Annotated in this window: 14 protein-coding genes and 2 tRNA genes; 12 read left to right on the forward strand and 4 right to left on the reverse strand. The window is 71.5% G+C overall.

Annotation, left to right across the window (positions count from 1 at the left end; genetic code table 11):
* Positions 1-80: 80 nt before the first annotated feature.
* Entirely contained in the window at positions 81-1,229 is a 1,149-nt protein-coding gene (locus B9B60_RS00865; RefSeq protein ID WP_143445377.1) for a PucR family transcriptional regulator, read from the forward strand.
* Positions 1,230-1,321: 92 nt separating this feature from the next.
* On the opposite strand, the gene B9B60_RS00870 is transcribed toward B9B60_RS00865, so the two are convergent.
* A complete protein-coding gene (locus tag B9B60_RS00870) occupies positions 1,322-2,134 on the reverse strand; it encodes a DUF1353 domain-containing protein (protein ID WP_084449434.1) in 813 nt (270 codons plus the stop codon).
* A gap of 25 nt (positions 2,135-2,159) precedes the next feature.
* Positions 2,160-3,026: a 3-methyladenine DNA glycosylase gene (locus B9B60_RS00875; RefSeq protein ID WP_084449435.1), complete on the reverse strand. Its 867-nt coding sequence runs from the start codon at positions 3,024-3,026 to the stop codon at positions 2,160-2,162.
* A gap of 35 nt (positions 3,027-3,061) precedes the next feature.
* Between B9B60_RS00875 and B9B60_RS00880 the strand changes: the two genes are divergently transcribed.
* The 6 genes from B9B60_RS00880 (at position 3,062) to B9B60_RS00905 (ending at position 7,523) form a co-directional block, all read left to right on the forward strand.
* Complete coding sequence (locus B9B60_RS00880; protein ID WP_084449436.1) at positions 3,062-3,838, forward strand: fumarylacetoacetate hydrolase family protein; 777 nt, start codon at positions 3,062-3,064, stop codon at positions 3,836-3,838.
* 12 nt (positions 3,839-3,850) lie between these two features.
* A complete protein-coding gene (locus B9B60_RS00885) occupies positions 3,851-4,186 on the forward strand; it encodes a YnfA family protein (RefSeq protein WP_084449437.1) in 336 nt (111 codons plus the stop codon).
* Positions 4,187-4,280: 94 nt separating this feature from the next.
* Positions 4,281-5,597, forward strand: a complete 1,317-nt coding sequence (locus B9B60_RS00890; protein WP_084449438.1) for a Tle-like phospholipase domain-containing protein — start codon at positions 4,281-4,283, stop codon at positions 5,595-5,597.
* Positions 5,598-5,640: 43 nt separating this feature from the next.
* Complete coding sequence (gene gltX / locus B9B60_RS00895) at positions 5,641-7,185, forward strand: glutamate--tRNA ligase (protein WP_084449439.1); 1,545 nt, start codon at positions 5,641-5,643, stop codon at positions 7,183-7,185.
* Between the two features lie 94 nt (positions 7,186-7,279).
* Positions 7,280-7,351, forward strand: a tRNA-Gln gene (locus B9B60_RS00900).
* A gap of 99 nt (positions 7,352-7,450) precedes the next feature.
* A tRNA-Glu gene (locus B9B60_RS00905) sits at positions 7,451-7,523 on the forward strand.
* A 227-nt stretch (positions 7,524-7,750) separates the two neighbouring features.
* Here B9B60_RS00905 and B9B60_RS00910 read toward each other — a convergent pair.
* A complete protein-coding gene (locus B9B60_RS00910) occupies positions 7,751-8,500 on the reverse strand; it encodes an IclR family transcriptional regulator (RefSeq protein WP_084449440.1) in 750 nt (249 codons plus the stop codon).
* A gap of 120 nt (positions 8,501-8,620) precedes the next feature.
* Between B9B60_RS00910 and leuC the strand changes: the two genes are divergently transcribed.
* The 3 genes from leuC to B9B60_RS00925 all read left to right on the forward strand — a co-directional run bounded on the left by leuC (position 8,621) and on the right by B9B60_RS00925 (position 11,672).
* Positions 8,621-10,051, forward strand: a complete 1,431-nt coding sequence (gene leuC, locus B9B60_RS00915; RefSeq protein WP_084449441.1) for a 3-isopropylmalate dehydratase large subunit — start codon at positions 8,621-8,623, stop codon at positions 10,049-10,051.
* Between the two features lie 3 nt (positions 10,052-10,054).
* Complete coding sequence (gene leuD / locus B9B60_RS00920; protein ID WP_084449442.1) at positions 10,055-10,648, forward strand: 3-isopropylmalate dehydratase small subunit; 594 nt, start codon at positions 10,055-10,057, stop codon at positions 10,646-10,648.
* Positions 10,649-10,964: 316 nt separating this feature from the next.
* Positions 10,965-11,672, forward strand: coding sequence for an HU family DNA-binding protein (locus B9B60_RS00925; protein ID WP_084449592.1), 708 nt, complete (start codon positions 10,965-10,967; stop codon positions 11,670-11,672).
* A 79-nt stretch (positions 11,673-11,751) separates the two neighbouring features.
* Here the strand turns inward: B9B60_RS00925 and B9B60_RS00930 are convergent, their stop codons facing one another.
* Positions 11,752-11,961 (reverse strand): hypothetical protein, encoded by a 210-nt coding sequence (locus B9B60_RS00930; protein ID WP_084449443.1) that lies wholly within the window; start codon positions 11,959-11,961, stop codon positions 11,752-11,754.
* A gap of 78 nt (positions 11,962-12,039) precedes the next feature.
* Between B9B60_RS00930 and B9B60_RS00935 the strand changes: the two genes are divergently transcribed.
* Positions 12,040-12,795, forward strand: a complete 756-nt coding sequence (locus B9B60_RS00935; RefSeq protein ID WP_084449444.1) for a lysophospholipid acyltransferase family protein — start codon at positions 12,040-12,042, stop codon at positions 12,793-12,795.
* On the forward strand, positions 12,792-13,787 hold the full coding sequence (locus B9B60_RS00940) for an NAD(P)H-dependent glycerol-3-phosphate dehydrogenase (protein WP_084449445.1): 996 nt from the start codon (positions 12,792-12,794) through the stop codon (positions 13,785-13,787). The genes B9B60_RS00935 and B9B60_RS00940 overlap by 4 nt, the downstream gene beginning before the upstream one ends.
* The last annotated feature ends 9 nt before the right edge of the window (positions 13,788-13,796 follow it).

Genomic DNA, 13,796 nt, shown 5'->3' on the forward strand with positions numbered 1-13,796 from the left:
TCGCGCATGGTCGGCTAGAGGGCATACATTTGTCTGACACCTCGGTGGTCGAGGTGCGACGCAGGAGCCTCGAGACCCACATGCCCCCTGTCCAGGACCTCGTCGACGAGGCCTCCGCGATCCTGCGTGCCCCGGTGACCCTCGAGGACCGGCGCTTCCGACTGCTCGCCTTCGCGGCCCACGAGGGGGACGCGGACAGCGTGCGCGTCGAGACCGTCCTCTCCCGCGGGGCGCACCCGCGCACTCGCGAGTGGTTCGAGAGCTTCGGCATCGCGCGGGCGACCGGCCCGGTGCACGTGCCCGCCGACCCCGAGCGCGGCACGGCTGCCCGACTCTGCCTGCCCGCGCGTTGGCACGGCGTGGTGCAGGGCTACCTGTGGGCGGTCGAGCCCCCCGCCGGGCTGTCGGCCGAGCGGGTGCGCGCGGCGGGTGTCGTCGCCGAGCAGGCGGGGGAGCACCTCGCCCGCCTGACGTCACGGCGGCGCGAGACCGAGCGTCTCGTCCTCGACCTGCTCGACGCCGCGCCCGATGCCCGGATCGGCCCGGCCCGCGAGCTCGCCGACCAGCTGGCCGTCGACCCCGGCGCCCGGGCCGCCGTCGTCATGCTCGGGGCGGCCCCCGGCGTGCGGCTGCGCTCCGACGAGGTCCTCGGCCCCGGGGGCCTCCCGCGCCGGATCGGGGTCGCCGAGCGCTCGGGTGACCTCGTCCTCGTCGTCCCGGCGCGGTCCGATGCGGAGGTGCACGACGCCGCCGAGACGGCGCTCCTCGGCATCGCCAGGGTGTCGGACGCGCACGTCGTCGCCGGGGTCGGGGCCCTGCTGCCGCTCACCAGCACGGCGACGTCGCTGCGGGAGGCGCGCGCCGCCCTTCGCGTGGTGCGTCCGGCGACCCCCGACCTGCCGCGCCCGCCCGCGGCCGCCCGGGTCCACCCGTGGGCCGCGCTGGGCATCGAGCGGCTCCTCGGCGGCAGCGCCGGTGACGAGCTGGTGGAGGCCGTGCGCACGCCGGCGGTGGCCGAGCTGCTCTCTGCCGCAACGGAGCTCGTCGAGACCGCCTGGGTGCACCTCGAGGAGGGGTGCTCCGTCGGGGCCACCTCGACCCGCCTCGGCCTGCACCGCCAGAGCGTCTACGCGCGGCTGCGGCGGATCGAGTCCGTGACCGGACTCGACCTCTCCCGTGGTCGCGACCGCCTCGAGCTCCACCTCGGCCTGCTCGTCCTGCGCCCCTGAGGCTGCATTGCCCTACGGCAATGCGCACCTGAGGCTGCATTGCCCTACGGCTATGCGCACCTGAGGCTGCATTGCCGTAGGGCAATGCAGCCTCAGGGGGTCGTCGCGCGGGTGACGAGGCGTTCGGCGACCTGGTAGACGCCGGTGAGCAGGGCGACGGCCGCCGTCACGTGGAGCAGCAGGGCCAGGGCGACGCCGGCGATGATGCCCGCGGCCCGCAGCCGCCCCCACGTGAGGCCGAGCAGCACAGGGACGACGACGGCGCCGGCGGCACCGGTGAGCAGCTCGACCCACCAGGCCCGCTCGCCCATCCACGGCACGCCGCCGACGAGCGGCACCGCGACGTCGAAGAGGTCGAGCGTGGCCAGCACCCCCAGCACGGCGACGAGCCCCAGGGTCACCACGGCCGTGACCTGCCGGCGCAGCCGCTCGCCCGCCGACCGCGTCCCGCTGCGGTCCTGGAAGATCGTCCCGAGGGTCACCGCGGTCCACATCAGCCACCGCCGGATCAGTCCGGTCCCGGTGTCCGCCATGGCCGCCCGGAAGACGAGGTCGGCGCGCTCGCGGTCGATCCGCACGCCCGGCGCCGCGGCGAAGGAACCGCGCACCAGTCCGTCGTGCAGCAAGGCCGCGGGCAGGTGTCGGCCGGTGCGCGGCACGAGCCAGAGGAAGACCGACGGCACCGAGGTCAGGTCGGTCGTGAAGGTCGTCGGGTCGACGGGCACGAGCAGCTGCCCCAGCTCGCGGTCGCGGTAGCCCAGCCGTCGCCCCATGCGGAACTCCTCGACCGACATGTCGAGGGTGCGCTCGAGGACGATGAGCGGCGGCGACGTGGGGTCGGGCTGCCCGTCGGGCGGCCCGCCGTCGTAGAAGCGTCTCGCCTGGGTCTCCAGCGGCCGGTCCATGACCCCAGCGTGGCAGCGCGCGGTGTCAGCGGGGGAGCAGTCGGTCGCAGACCTCGACGATCCGACGACGAAGGGAGTTGGACGTCACCATGAGCTCTCGCTGGCGGGCGACGTACTCGGCCTTGCCCTCGGGCGTCTCGATGGTCACCGGGTCCAGCCCGAGCCCCGACACGTCGTAGGGCGAGGCCTGCATGTCCAGCCGTCGCACCCGCAGGGCGTGCCGGAAGGCGTCGAGGGTCACCTCCGACGGCATCGCCGGCGCGAGCTTGAAGGCCCACTTGTAGGTGTCCATGCCCGCGTGCAGGCAGGCCGGCTGCTCGTGGTCGGCTTGGTCCTCACGCGTCGGGCGAAGGGTGTTGCGCCCCACCGCATCCGGCGTGAAGAAGCGGTAGGCGTCGTAGTGGCTGCAGCGGATGCGGTGACCCTCGACGACCGCATCGGTCGCCTCCTGCGCCAGGCGAAGGGGGAGCTGCTCGTGCCGCTGCTCGCCGGGCTGGAGGCGGTAGACCATCGCCCACTCGTGCAGGCCGAAGCAGTCGTGGGTGCCGGGGCGCGACAGGGTCGCCGTGAGCAGGTCCCTGACGAAGGTGACGGTCCGCCCCCTTCGCCCGACGAAGTCGTCGACGTCGAGGCGGGCGCTGCCGTCCGAATCCACCGTGTAGCCGGAGCGCCCGGTGTAGACGTCGGCGGCGTCGAGCAGGGTCATGTCGGGTCCCGGGTGCCAGCGGCGCAGGTGCGACGGGCGGTGGGCGTAGTACTCGAAGAGGAAGTCCTCGACCGCGTGGCGCTCGCCGCGTCCCCGCCGGTCACGGTGGGCGGCCGTCAGCTCGTCGACCGCCGCTTCGTGGGCCCGCGCACGAGCACGCCACTCGTCACGGGTCAGGGTCGTCATCGGGGGCAAGGCTAGATGGTCACTAGGGTGGTGCCGTGCGCATCGCGAGATACACCGAAGGTGACGACCCCGTCTACGGGCTCGTCGACGCAGACGGCAAGAAGATCGCCGAGGTGACCGGCGACCCGCTCTACCAGCGGATCGAGCTGACCGGTCGCACGACGACGGTCGACGAGGTGCGACTGCTCGCACCCGTCATCCCCCGCAGCAAGATCATCGGCATCGGCCGCAACTACGCCGACCACGCGGCCGAGATGGGCAACGAGGTCCCGGCCGAGCCGATGATGTTCCTCGTGCCCAACACCGCGGTCGTCGGCCCCGGCGACCCGGTCGTCATCCCGACGGAGCTGACGTCCAAGGTCAGCTTCGAGGGCGAGCTCGCGGTGATCATCGGGCGCATGTGCAAGGACATCGAGCCCGAGGAGGCCAAGAAGGTCATCTTCGGCTACACGATCGCCAACGACGTCACGGCTCGCGACCTCCAGCGCGGCGACGGCCAGTGGGCCCGCGCCAAGGGCATGGACACCTTCTGCCCGCTCGGCCCGTGGATCGAGACCGACCTCGACCCGCAGGACGTCTCGATCGTCACCCGCCTCGACGGCGAGGTGGCCCAGGACGGCCACAGCTCCGACATGGTCCACGGCGTCGCGGCCCTCATCAGCCACGCGTCGAAGTCCTTCACCCTCCTGCCCGGCGACGTCATCCTCACCGGCACCCCGGCGGGCGTCGGCCTCGTCGACCCCGGGCAGCGGGTCGAGATCGACATCGACGCGATCGGGACCTTGTCCAACCCCTTCGTCGCCTCCGAGTGACGCGGGTCTGACGTGGACGTCGCCCGCTCGGTCCCGCTCTTCGTCCTCGCCGCACTCCTCGAGATCGGTGGGGCCTGGCTGGTGTGGCAGGGGCTGCGCGAGCACCGCGGCTGGCTGTGGGTCGGCGCAGGCGTCGTCGCGCTCGGCCTCTACGGCGCGGTGGCGACGCTACAGCCGGACGCGAACTTCGGTCGCATCCTCGCCGCCTACGGCGGCGTGTTCGTCGCCGGGTCGCTGCTGTGGGGCATGGCGCTCGACGGCTTCCGTCCCGACCGCTGGGACGTCGCCGGCGCCTTGATCTGCCTGGTCGGCGTCGCCGTGATCATGTACGCACCCCGGTCCGCCTGACCTCCCTTCGTCACAGCGGCGAAGGGGGGAGTCCTCCCCATGTCCGGCACCGGTCGGGGTGGCTAGGGTCACGGCAAACGGATCGGGAGACCTCATGACCCTCACCCACGGCGCCGACGCCGCGCGCCTTCGCCAGATCGCCGCACAGCTGCGCGGTCAGGCCAAGCTGACCAGTCGGATCGGCGCCGAGGGCGGCGCTCGCACCAGCGTGATCTCGGCGGTGTGGGAGGGGCCCGACCGCGACGACTTCGTGCGGGACTGGCGCGTGGCCGAGCGCTCGCTCGACGACTGCGCGGCGATGCTCACGACGATGGCCGACCGGATGATCGAGCAGGCCGAGCAGCAGCTCGACGCGAGCAACGAGATGGGCGGCCCGGCGCCTGCGGCACCGCCGACGCCCTCGCCCGAGCAGCCCACCGACCCGCGACCTCCGGGGATGCCCGGCCCGACCGGCCCGCCCGAGGGGGTCGACGTCGACCAGCTGCCCTACCACACGAGATCACCCGAGGGCTCGACCTTCGACGACGAGGTGCGCGGGACGGAGGGCAAGCCGGTCGACAAGGAACTGTGGGACCTCGCCTTCTACGCCCAGGGCACCGAGCACCCGCTCTGGGGCATCCCGGTCGTCGGCTACACGCAGCCGCCGCTGCCCGAGGGCTACGAGATCGCCGACCCGGAGGCGCTGGGGCTGGACCCCAACAAGTTCGGGCCCAACTCCAACCCGCAGGCCTACCTTTTCCAGACGCCCGACGGCGGTCTCGTCGTCGCCTTCCAGGGGTCGGTCGAGGGCGGCGACTGGGTGACCAACGGTCGTCAGGCCCTCGGGCACGACGACCCCCAGTACCAGCGGGCCATGGAGCTGGCGGTCGAGGTCAACGAGGCGAGCGGGGGCAATGTCACCTTCACCGGGCACAGCCTCGGCGGCGGGTTCGCCGCAGCCGCAGCGATGGCGACCGGCCAGCCGGCGGTGACCTTCGACGCGTCGGGCGTCCACGACAACACCGCGGCCGCTGCCGCGGAGATGCGGGGCGACGGGTCCACCGCCGCCAGCGTGCAGGCCGAAGCCAGCCAGGGGCAGATGCGTGCCTACCGGATGGAGACCGACGGGCTGACCAACGTGCAGGAGGCGACGGGCCTGCCCGACGCCCCCGGCACCCCGATCACCCTCGAGACCCCGCCGAGCCTCGGCCGCGACATCACGGTGGGCGCGACCGGCGCCGGCGGCGCCCTCGTCGGTGGCGCCGTGGGCGGGGTCACCGGGCTCTTCGACGGCAACCCCTTCGACGTCGGTGACGACATCGCCGAGGGTGCCCAGGCCGGCGCCCGGACCGGCGTCGCGGTCGGCGAGGGCGTCTGGGGCCACAGCTGGTCGCCGATGGACGACGCCATGGAGGAGCGCTACCCCGACTAGGTGACGGGTACCCCCTTCGTCGCGGCGATACGATCGGCGCATCATGAGCCACTCCTCTGCACCGACCGAGCCCACCGCCCCTCGCCTGCGCGTCGCGCCGTCGCCCACCGGCGACCCGCACGTCGGCACCGCCTACATGGCCCTGTTCAACCTCGCCTTCGCGCGACAGCAGGGTGGCCAGTTCGTCCTGCGCATCGAGGACACCGACCGGGCGCGGTTCAACGAGACGAGCGAGCAGCAGCTCTACGACACCCTCGGCTGGCTCGGGCTGCGGTGGGACGAGGGGCCCGACGTCGGCGGCCCCTACGCGCCCTACCGGCAGAGCGAGCGCCTCGAGACCTATCGGCCCTACGTCGACAAGCTCATCGAGGACGGCCACGCCTACTACTGCTGGTGCTCCACCGAGCGCCTCACCGCGATGCGCGAGAAGCAGCAGAAGCTCAAGCTGCCCACCGGCTACGACCGCCTGTGCGTGGGCAAGACGCGTGAGGAGCGGGCCGAGCTCGAGGGCTTCAACGAGACCCCGGTCGTGCGCATGCTCGTGCCCGACGACGCGCCGACGACCTTCGAGGACGTCATCCGCGGCACCGTCTCCGCGCCGCGTCCCGACGACCAGGTGATCCTCAAGGCCGACGGCTTCCCGACCTATCACATGGCCGTCGTCGTCGACGACCACGAGATGGGCATCACCCACGTCGTCCGCGGCGAGGAGTGGATCTCCTCGACGCCCAAGCACGTGCTGCTCTACCAGTGGCTCGGGCTGACGCCGCCGCAGTTCGCGCACATGCCGTTGCTGCGCAACACCAACAAGTCGAAGATCTCCAAGCGCAAGAACCCCGAGGCCCGCCTCACGTGGTTCCAGGAGCAGGGCTACCTGCCCGAGGCCGTCGTCAACTTCCTCGGCCTGCTGGCCTACCCGCCGGCGAAGGGGGAGGACGGTCAGGACGTCGAGAAGTTCACCTTCGCGGAGTTCAGCCGCGACTTCGCCTGGAGCAAGGTCAACACCGTCGGCCCGATCTTCGACCTCAAGAAGCTCGAGTGGCTCAACGGCGCGTGGATCCGCGACCTCGAGCTCGAGGACTTCACCTCGCGCCTGCTGCCCTACCTGCAGGCCGACGGCGTCCTCGGCGACAACCCCTCGCTGGGGGAGCTGGCCCGGCTGAAGTCGGTCGCCGAGCTGATCCAGACGCGCATCGCGCTGCTCACCGAGGCGAGCGCCCTCGTGCGGCCCTTCTACACCGCCGACGCCGACCTGCAGATCGACGAGGACGCGCGAGCAGGCCTGAAGGACAACGCTGCCGAGGTACTCGACGCGGCGATCACCGCCCTCGAGGCGCTGCAGGTGCCGGCCGGGGTCCTCTCGCAGGAGAGCCGCGACGGCAACGAGTGGCACGCCGAGCAGATCGAGGCCACGCTGCGCGAGGTCATCGTCGATGGTCTGGGCATCAAGCCGCGCTTCGCCTTCGGCCCGCTGCGCACCGCCGTCTCGGGGGCGCGGGTCAGCCCGCCGCTCTTCGAGTCGATGGAGATCCTGGGGCAGGCGTCGACGCTCGAGCGGCTGCGCTCGCTGCGCGCCTCGCTGGCCTGAGGCGCGATTTGGGGAGTCGCCGATCGGCGGGTAGCATCGTCTCTCGGTTCACAGGCCGCGCGGACTTCGGTCCGAAGGGTCGGTGATACCCCCTTGGGGTATGGTGTAATTGGCAACACGGCTGATTCTGGTTCAGTTGTTCTAGGTTCGAGTCCTGGTACCCCAGCGCTGAGAGCGGTTCGCCGCTCGATTTCGGAAAGAGCCCCCCTCGGGGTTAAGGTTCTCTCCGTTGCCCAGCCGGTCCGCCGGCCCGGGAAGCACACATGGCCCCGTTGTGTAGTGGCCTAGCACGCCGCCCTCTCAAGGCGGTAGCGCGGGTTCGAATCCCGTCGGGGCTACATCGGTCGAAGGCCCCCGCTCATCCGAGCGGGGGTCTTCGTCGTGTTCTGGGACGCGGTACGAGCCCCGAGACCCCGTTCGCTCCGAGCCTGACGTCGTTGATGCCACCTGGTTGCCCGTCTCTGGTCAGCCAGGTGGCGTGAACGCTGCCGGGTGGCGTCAACGACGACAGGCAGGGCGAAGGGGGGAGCCCCCCTTCGCCCTGTGGTCCCGTCGCGACTCGTCGTCACTCGGTGTCGCGGTCGGCGGCCTCGGCCGCCTTGGCGTGCTTCTCCAGGACCTCGGTGAGCTTGTTGGCGCCGGCGATGACGGTCGCGGCGTGCAGGCGACCGGGCTGGCGGGACAGTCGCTCGATCGGGCCCGAGATCGACACGGCCGCGATGACCCGGCCGGAGGGGGAGCGGACCGGGGCCGAGACCGACGCGACGCCGGCCTCGCGCTCGCCGACGCTCTGCGCCCACCCGCGACGGCGCACCGCCGAGAGCATGGTCGCGGTGAATGCCGCCTCCTGCAGGCCGCGGTGCAGGCGGTCGGGCTCCTCCCACGCGAGCAGCACCTGGGCGGCTGAGCCGGCGTGCATCGACAGCGTCGCGCCGACGGGGATCGAGTCGCGCAGGCCGACGGGGCGCTCGGCGGCCGACACGCAGACGCGGTGCTCGCCCTGGCGGCGGAAGAGCTGGGCCGACTCGTTGGTGTGGTCACGCAGCGCGCCGAGCACGGGCCCGGCGGCGACGAGGAGCTTGTCCTCGCCGGCAGAGGCGGCGAGCTCGCCCAGGCGCGGGCCGAGGACGAAGCGTCCCTGCATGTCGCGCGCGACGAGTCGGTGGTGCTCGAGGGCGACTGCGAGCCGATGCGCCGTGGGGCGTGCCAGACCTGTCGCCGCGACGAGCTGGGCGAGGGTCGAGGGACCTGCCTCGAGAGCGCCCAGCACGACTGCGGCCTTGTCCAGAACGCCGACTCCGCTACCGTTGTCCATGGAGTGATACTGACATCTCATGTCGTGAGACGCAAGATCCGGGGCCCCGGGGACGTGCGAATCTCGAGGTGAGGGACCGTCCACACACCGTGGCACCACCGCTGGGATGGGAAGAGAGAGATGGCTGGAACGCTGGCCGAGAAGGTCTGGGACGCACACGTCGTCCGACGCAACGACGGGGAGCCCGACCTCCTCTACATCGACCTGCACCTCCTGCACGAGGTGACGAGCCCGCAGGCCTTCGAGGGACTGCGCATCGCCGGCCGGCCGGTCCGCCGCCCCGACCTCACGCTCGCGACCGAGGACCACAACGTCCCGACGACGCCGGGCCCGATCACCGACCCGGTGAGCAAGGTCCAGGTCGAGACGCTGCGGGACAACTGCGCCGAGTTCGGCGTGCAGATCTATCCCATGGGTGACGCCGAGCAGGGCATCGTCCACGTCGTCGGCCCGCAGCTCGGGCTGACCCAGCCGGGCACCACCGTCGTCTGCGGCGACAGCCACACGAGCACCCACGGCGCCTTCGGTGCGCTCGCCTTCGGCATCGGCACGAGCGAGGTCGAGCACGTGCTCGCCACGCAGACCCTCTCGCTCAACCCCTTCAAGACCATGGCGATCAACGTCACCGGTCAGCTGCAGCCGGGCGTCACGGCCAAGGACATCATCCTCGCCGTCATCGCCAAGATCGGCACGGGTGGCGGTCAGGGCTACGTCCTCGAGTACCGCGGCGAGGCCATCGAGGCACTGTCGATGGAAGCCCGCATGACGGTGTGCAACATGTCGATCGAGGCCGGCGCCCGCGCCGGCATGATCGCGCCCGACGAGACGACCTTCGAGTACCTCAAGGGCCGTGACCACGCGCCGACGGGCGCCGACTGGGACGCCGCCGTCGAGGCCTGGCGCGAGCTGCGCACCGACGACGACGCGGTCTTCGACGCCGAGGTCGACATCGACGCCTCGACACTCACCCCCTTCGTCACGTGGGGCACCAACCCCGGCCAGGGCTCGCCCCTCGGCGAGGCCGTGCCCGACCCGGAGGCCATGGGCGACGACAACGAGCGCGTCGCTGCGGCAAAGGCACTCGAGTACATGGGGCTGACCGCCGGCACCCCGCTGCGCGAGGTCGCCGTCGACACCGTCTTCGTCGGCTCGTGCACCAACGGTCGCATCGAGGACCTGCGCGCCGCGGCCGAGGTCATCAAGGGCCGCCACGTCGCCGAGTCCGTCCGCATGCTCGTCGTGCCCGGCTCCGCCCGCGTGCGACTGCAGGCCGAGGGGGAGGGCCTGGACAAGGTCTTCACCGAAGCCGGCGCCGAGTGGCGCCTGCCCGGCTGCTCGATGTGCCTGGGGATGAACCCCGACACCCTCGCGCCCGGCGAGCGCTCCGCCTCGACGAGCAACCGCAACTTCGAGGGCCGCCAGGGCAAGGGCGGGCGCACCCACCTCGTCAGCCCGCTCGTCGCCGCGGCCACTGCCGTGCTCGGCACGCTGTCGAGCCCGGCCGACCTCGACGCCCTGCCCGCCACCGACCTCGTCACCGAAGGGGCCTGAGCCATGGACGCATTCACCACGCACACCGGCACCGGTGTCCCGCTGCGCCGCAGCAATGTCGACACCGACCAGATCATCCCGGCGGTCTACCTCAAGCGCGTCTCCCGCACGGGCTTCGAGGACGGGCTCTTCGCGGCCTGGCGCGGTGACGAGACCTTCGTGCTCAACCAGCCCGCCTACCGCGACGGCTCCGTGCTCGTCGCCGGCCCCGACTTCGGCACCGGCTCCTCGCGAGAGCACGCCGTGTGGGCGCTCAAGGACTACGGCTTCCGCGTCGTCATCTCCTCGCGCTTCGCCGACATCTTCCGCGGCAACTCGAGCAAGCAGGGTCTGCTCGCCGCCCAGGTGAGCCAGGACGACGTCGAGCTGCTGTGGAAGTACCTCGAGAACACCCCCGGTGCCGAGATCACCGTCGACCTCACCGCGCGGACCGTCACCGCCGGCGACATCGTCTGTGCCTTCCACGTCGACGACTACACGCGCTGGCGCCTGCTCGAGGGTCTCGACGACATCGGCCTCACCCTGCGTCACGAGCAGGACATCACCGATTTCGAGTCGACCCGGCCGAGCTGGAAGCCGACGACGACGCCTGTCTGACCGGCGTGTCGGTGCCGCGATGACGAAGGGGGTGCCGCGGCACCCCCTTCGTCGTGCCGTCCTCGTGCGGCTGCGGTCGTGACGTCACACCTTGATCCAATCCCGTTGTGCTGCAGGTCAACCCATCGCACGACGAAGGGAGGGTCACGCACCCGGCGCGGTGGGCCGACGTCGAAAGCGCTTGTGCGGCAAGAAAAGGCGACGTCGAAATGACCCACTGGGGCTTCCGACGCCAATACCGTCGGAACAGGTCGGGTGTACGGCTCGGCCTTCCCAGCCGGGGGACGACCGGCGCCGTACCGCTACGGGAGTGACCGTGAACAAGGCAGAACTCGTCAAGGCTCTCGAGGAGAGGCTCGGCAGCCGGAAGGCCGCCCAGGAAGCGCTGGAGGTCGTGCTCGACACGATCGTCCGTGAGGTCGCCAAGGGGGGCCGCGTCGCCATCACCGGATTCGGCACCTTCGAGAAGGCGGCGCGCGCTGCCCGTACCGGCCGCAACCCCCGCACGGGTGAGGTCGTCAAGATCAAGAAGACCTCCGTCCCGCGCTTCAAGGCCGGCACGAGCTTCAAGGGCTATGTGGCCGACCCGCGTTCGCTGCCCAAGGCGGCGCCGGCCGCGGCTCGTGCTGCCGCCGGCACCGTGACGAGCGCGGCCGCGGCTGCGAGCGGCACGGCGATGTCGATCGCCGAGGGAGCCCTCTCCGCCGGACGCAAGCCGAAGAAGGCCTCGACCACCAAGAGCACGGCGAAGAAGTCCACGCCGGCGAAGAAGTCGGCTCCGGCCAAGAAGTCGGCTCCGGCCAAGAAGGCCTCGACCGCCAAGAAGAGCACGGCGAAGAAGGCCTCGACCACGACCAAGAAGGCCACGCCCGCGAAGAAGTCCACCGCCAAGAAGTCCACGGCGAAGAAGTCGACCCCCGCCAAGAAGACCACGGCGAAGAAGACGACCCCCGCCAAGAAGACCACGGCGAAGAAGACCACGGCAGCCAAGAAGACGGCGAGCTCCTCCGGCAGCGACAGCTGACCACGTGCGACGAGGGCCGGCGACCACCACGATCGTCGGCCCTCGTCGTACCGGCGCTGCTCGCGCCGAGCGGTCAGGGTCAGCCGATCGTCTCGCCGTCGCCGATGCCGACGATCCACAGCCGGGTGACGACTCCCTCCGACACCGTGATGCTCACCCGCTGGCCCGGGCGCAGGAAGCGCAGCGAGCTCGCGGCGAAGACCTCGGACGTGGCCTGGAGGCGCACGCCCTCGTCGGTGACGACGACGGTGCCGTCGTCGGGGCTGTGGGAGAAGACCGTCGCTTGCACATGCCGAGCGTATCCGTGGCCTAGGGTGATCACGCCGCGAGAGCGTCGCACCGAGGCCGCACAGCAAGAAGAGGTGACATGGTCGTCCACCGCACGCACACGCCCGTGATGTACCGGGTGGCCGCCGGGCTGCTGCGTGGCGCGATGCGCGTCGTGGCCCGCTACGAGGTGAGCGGTCTGGAGCACGTGCCCGAGCAGGGCGGCTTCCTCATCACCCCCAACCACATCTCGCACGTCGACCCCTTCCCGTGGGCGCACGTGCTCTACAACCGCGGCTACAGCCCGGTCTACCTGGCCAAGAGCACGCTCTTCGACACCCCGGTCGTCGGCTGGGTGCTGCGCCACGCCAAGCAGGTGCGCGTCGACCGCGAGACCTCCACCGCCGGCGCCGCCCTCGTCCATGCCGTCCGCGCCCTCGACGAAGGGGAGTGCGTCGTCGTCTATCCCGAGGGGTCGCTCACCCGCGACCCCGACCTGTGGCCCATGCGCGGCAAGACGGGGGCCGCGCGCCTGGCGCTGCAGTCCGGTGCGCCAGTGATCCCGGTCGCGCAGTGGGGCCCGCAGGAACTGTTGCCGCGCTACGCCAAGCGGCCTCGGCTGTCGCGTCACCGCCGACTCATGCGGGTGCGCTTCGGGCCGCCCGTCGACCTGGGCGACCTGCGTGACCAACCGCTGAACGCCCCGACGGTCACCGCTGCCACGGCGCGCATCATGGCGGCGATCACCACCGAGCTCGAGGTGCTGCGCGGTGAGCGTGCGCCCGCCGAGCGCTTCGACCCGAAAGCCCATGGCCTGCGCGTCACGGGCGACTACCGATCAGGAGAGCAGTCGTGAGCCACATCGCAGTCTTCGGAGCCGGCAGCTGGGGCACCGCCTTCGCCTCGATCCTCGCCGACGGCGGCAACGACGTGCGGGTCTGGGGTCGACGCCCCGAGCTCGTCGAGCAGCTCAACCGCGGGGTCAACGACGACTACCTGCCGGGCGTGCAACTCCCGGATGGCATCAGCGCGTCGACGGACCCGGCCGAGGTCACCGAGGGCGCCGAGATCGTCATCCTGTCGGTGCCGTCGCAGTCGCTGCGCACCAACCTCACCGAGTGGGCGCCGCTCCTCGGCGACAAGATCGTCGTCTCGCTGATGAAGGGCATCGAGCTCGGCACGACGAAGCGGATGAGCGAGGTCATCCACGAGGTCGCCGGGGTCCCGGCCGAGCGGATCGGGGTCGTGAGCGGACCCAACCTCGCCCGAGAGATCGTCCAGCGCCAGCCCGCCGCCACGGTCGTCGCCTGCCCCGACGTCTCCGCCGCCGACCGGGTCGCCGCGGCCTGCTCGACGAGCTACTTCCGCCCCTACACGAGCCAGGACGTCGTCGGTGCCGAGCTCGGGGGAGCGGTCAAGAACGTCATCGCCCTCGCCGTCGGCATGGCCGCCGGCCTCGGCTTCGGCGACAACACCAAGGCCACGCTCATCACCCGGGGCCTGGCCGAGACCACCCGCCTGGCGATGGCCCTCGGCGCCGACCCCCGCACGATGGCCGGGCTGGCCGGCGTCGGTGACCTCATCGCGACGTGCATGTCGCCGCTCTCGCGCAACCACTCCTTCGGCGTCAAGCTCGGCGAGGGCCTGTCCGTCGCCGAGGTCACCGAGGTCACCAAGCAGACCGCCGAGGGTGTGAAGTCCTGCGCCTCGATCCTCGACCTCGCCCGCGCCCACGGCGTCGACGTGCCCATCACCGAGATGGTCAACCGCGTCGTCCACGAGGGCTTCGCCCCCGCCGACATGGTCGAGGTCCTGCTCGCCCGCGCCCGCAAGCACGAGACCGAGTAACCCCCCGGT

The sequence above is a fragment of the Janibacter indicus genome, from assembly GCF_900176385.1.
GTDB classification, from domain to species: Bacteria; Actinomycetota; Actinomycetes; order Actinomycetales; family Dermatophilaceae; genus Janibacter; species Janibacter indicus.

Excerpts from the sequence above, each read along its gene's own strand:
- B9B60_RS00865 (WP_143445377.1), top strand. The coding sequence starts at position 81 with ATGCCCCCTGTCCAGGACCTCGTCGACGAGGCCTCCGCGATCCTGCGT.
- B9B60_RS00870 (WP_084449434.1), bottom strand. The coding sequence starts at position 2,134 with ATGGACCGGCCGCTGGAGACCCAGGCGAGACGCTTCTACGACGGCGGG.
- B9B60_RS00875 (WP_084449435.1), bottom strand. The coding sequence starts at position 3,026 with ATGACGACCCTGACCCGTGACGAGTGGCGTGCTCGTGCGCGGGCCCAC.
- B9B60_RS00890 (WP_084449438.1), top strand. The coding sequence starts at position 4,281 with ATGACCCTCACCCACGGCGCCGACGCCGCGCGCCTTCGCCAGATCGCC.
- gltX (WP_084449439.1), top strand. The coding sequence starts at position 5,641 with ATGAGCCACTCCTCTGCACCGACCGAGCCCACCGCCCCTCGCCTGCGC.
- B9B60_RS00910 (WP_084449440.1), bottom strand. The coding sequence starts at position 8,500 with ATGGACAACGGTAGCGGAGTCGGCGTTCTGGACAAGGCCGCAGTCGTG.
- leuC (WP_084449441.1), top strand. The coding sequence starts at position 8,621 with ATGGCTGGAACGCTGGCCGAGAAGGTCTGGGACGCACACGTCGTCCGA.
- leuD (WP_084449442.1), top strand. The coding sequence starts at position 10,055 with ATGGACGCATTCACCACGCACACCGGCACCGGTGTCCCGCTGCGCCGC.
- B9B60_RS00935 (WP_084449444.1), top strand. The coding sequence starts at position 12,040 with ATGGTCGTCCACCGCACGCACACGCCCGTGATGTACCGGGTGGCCGCC.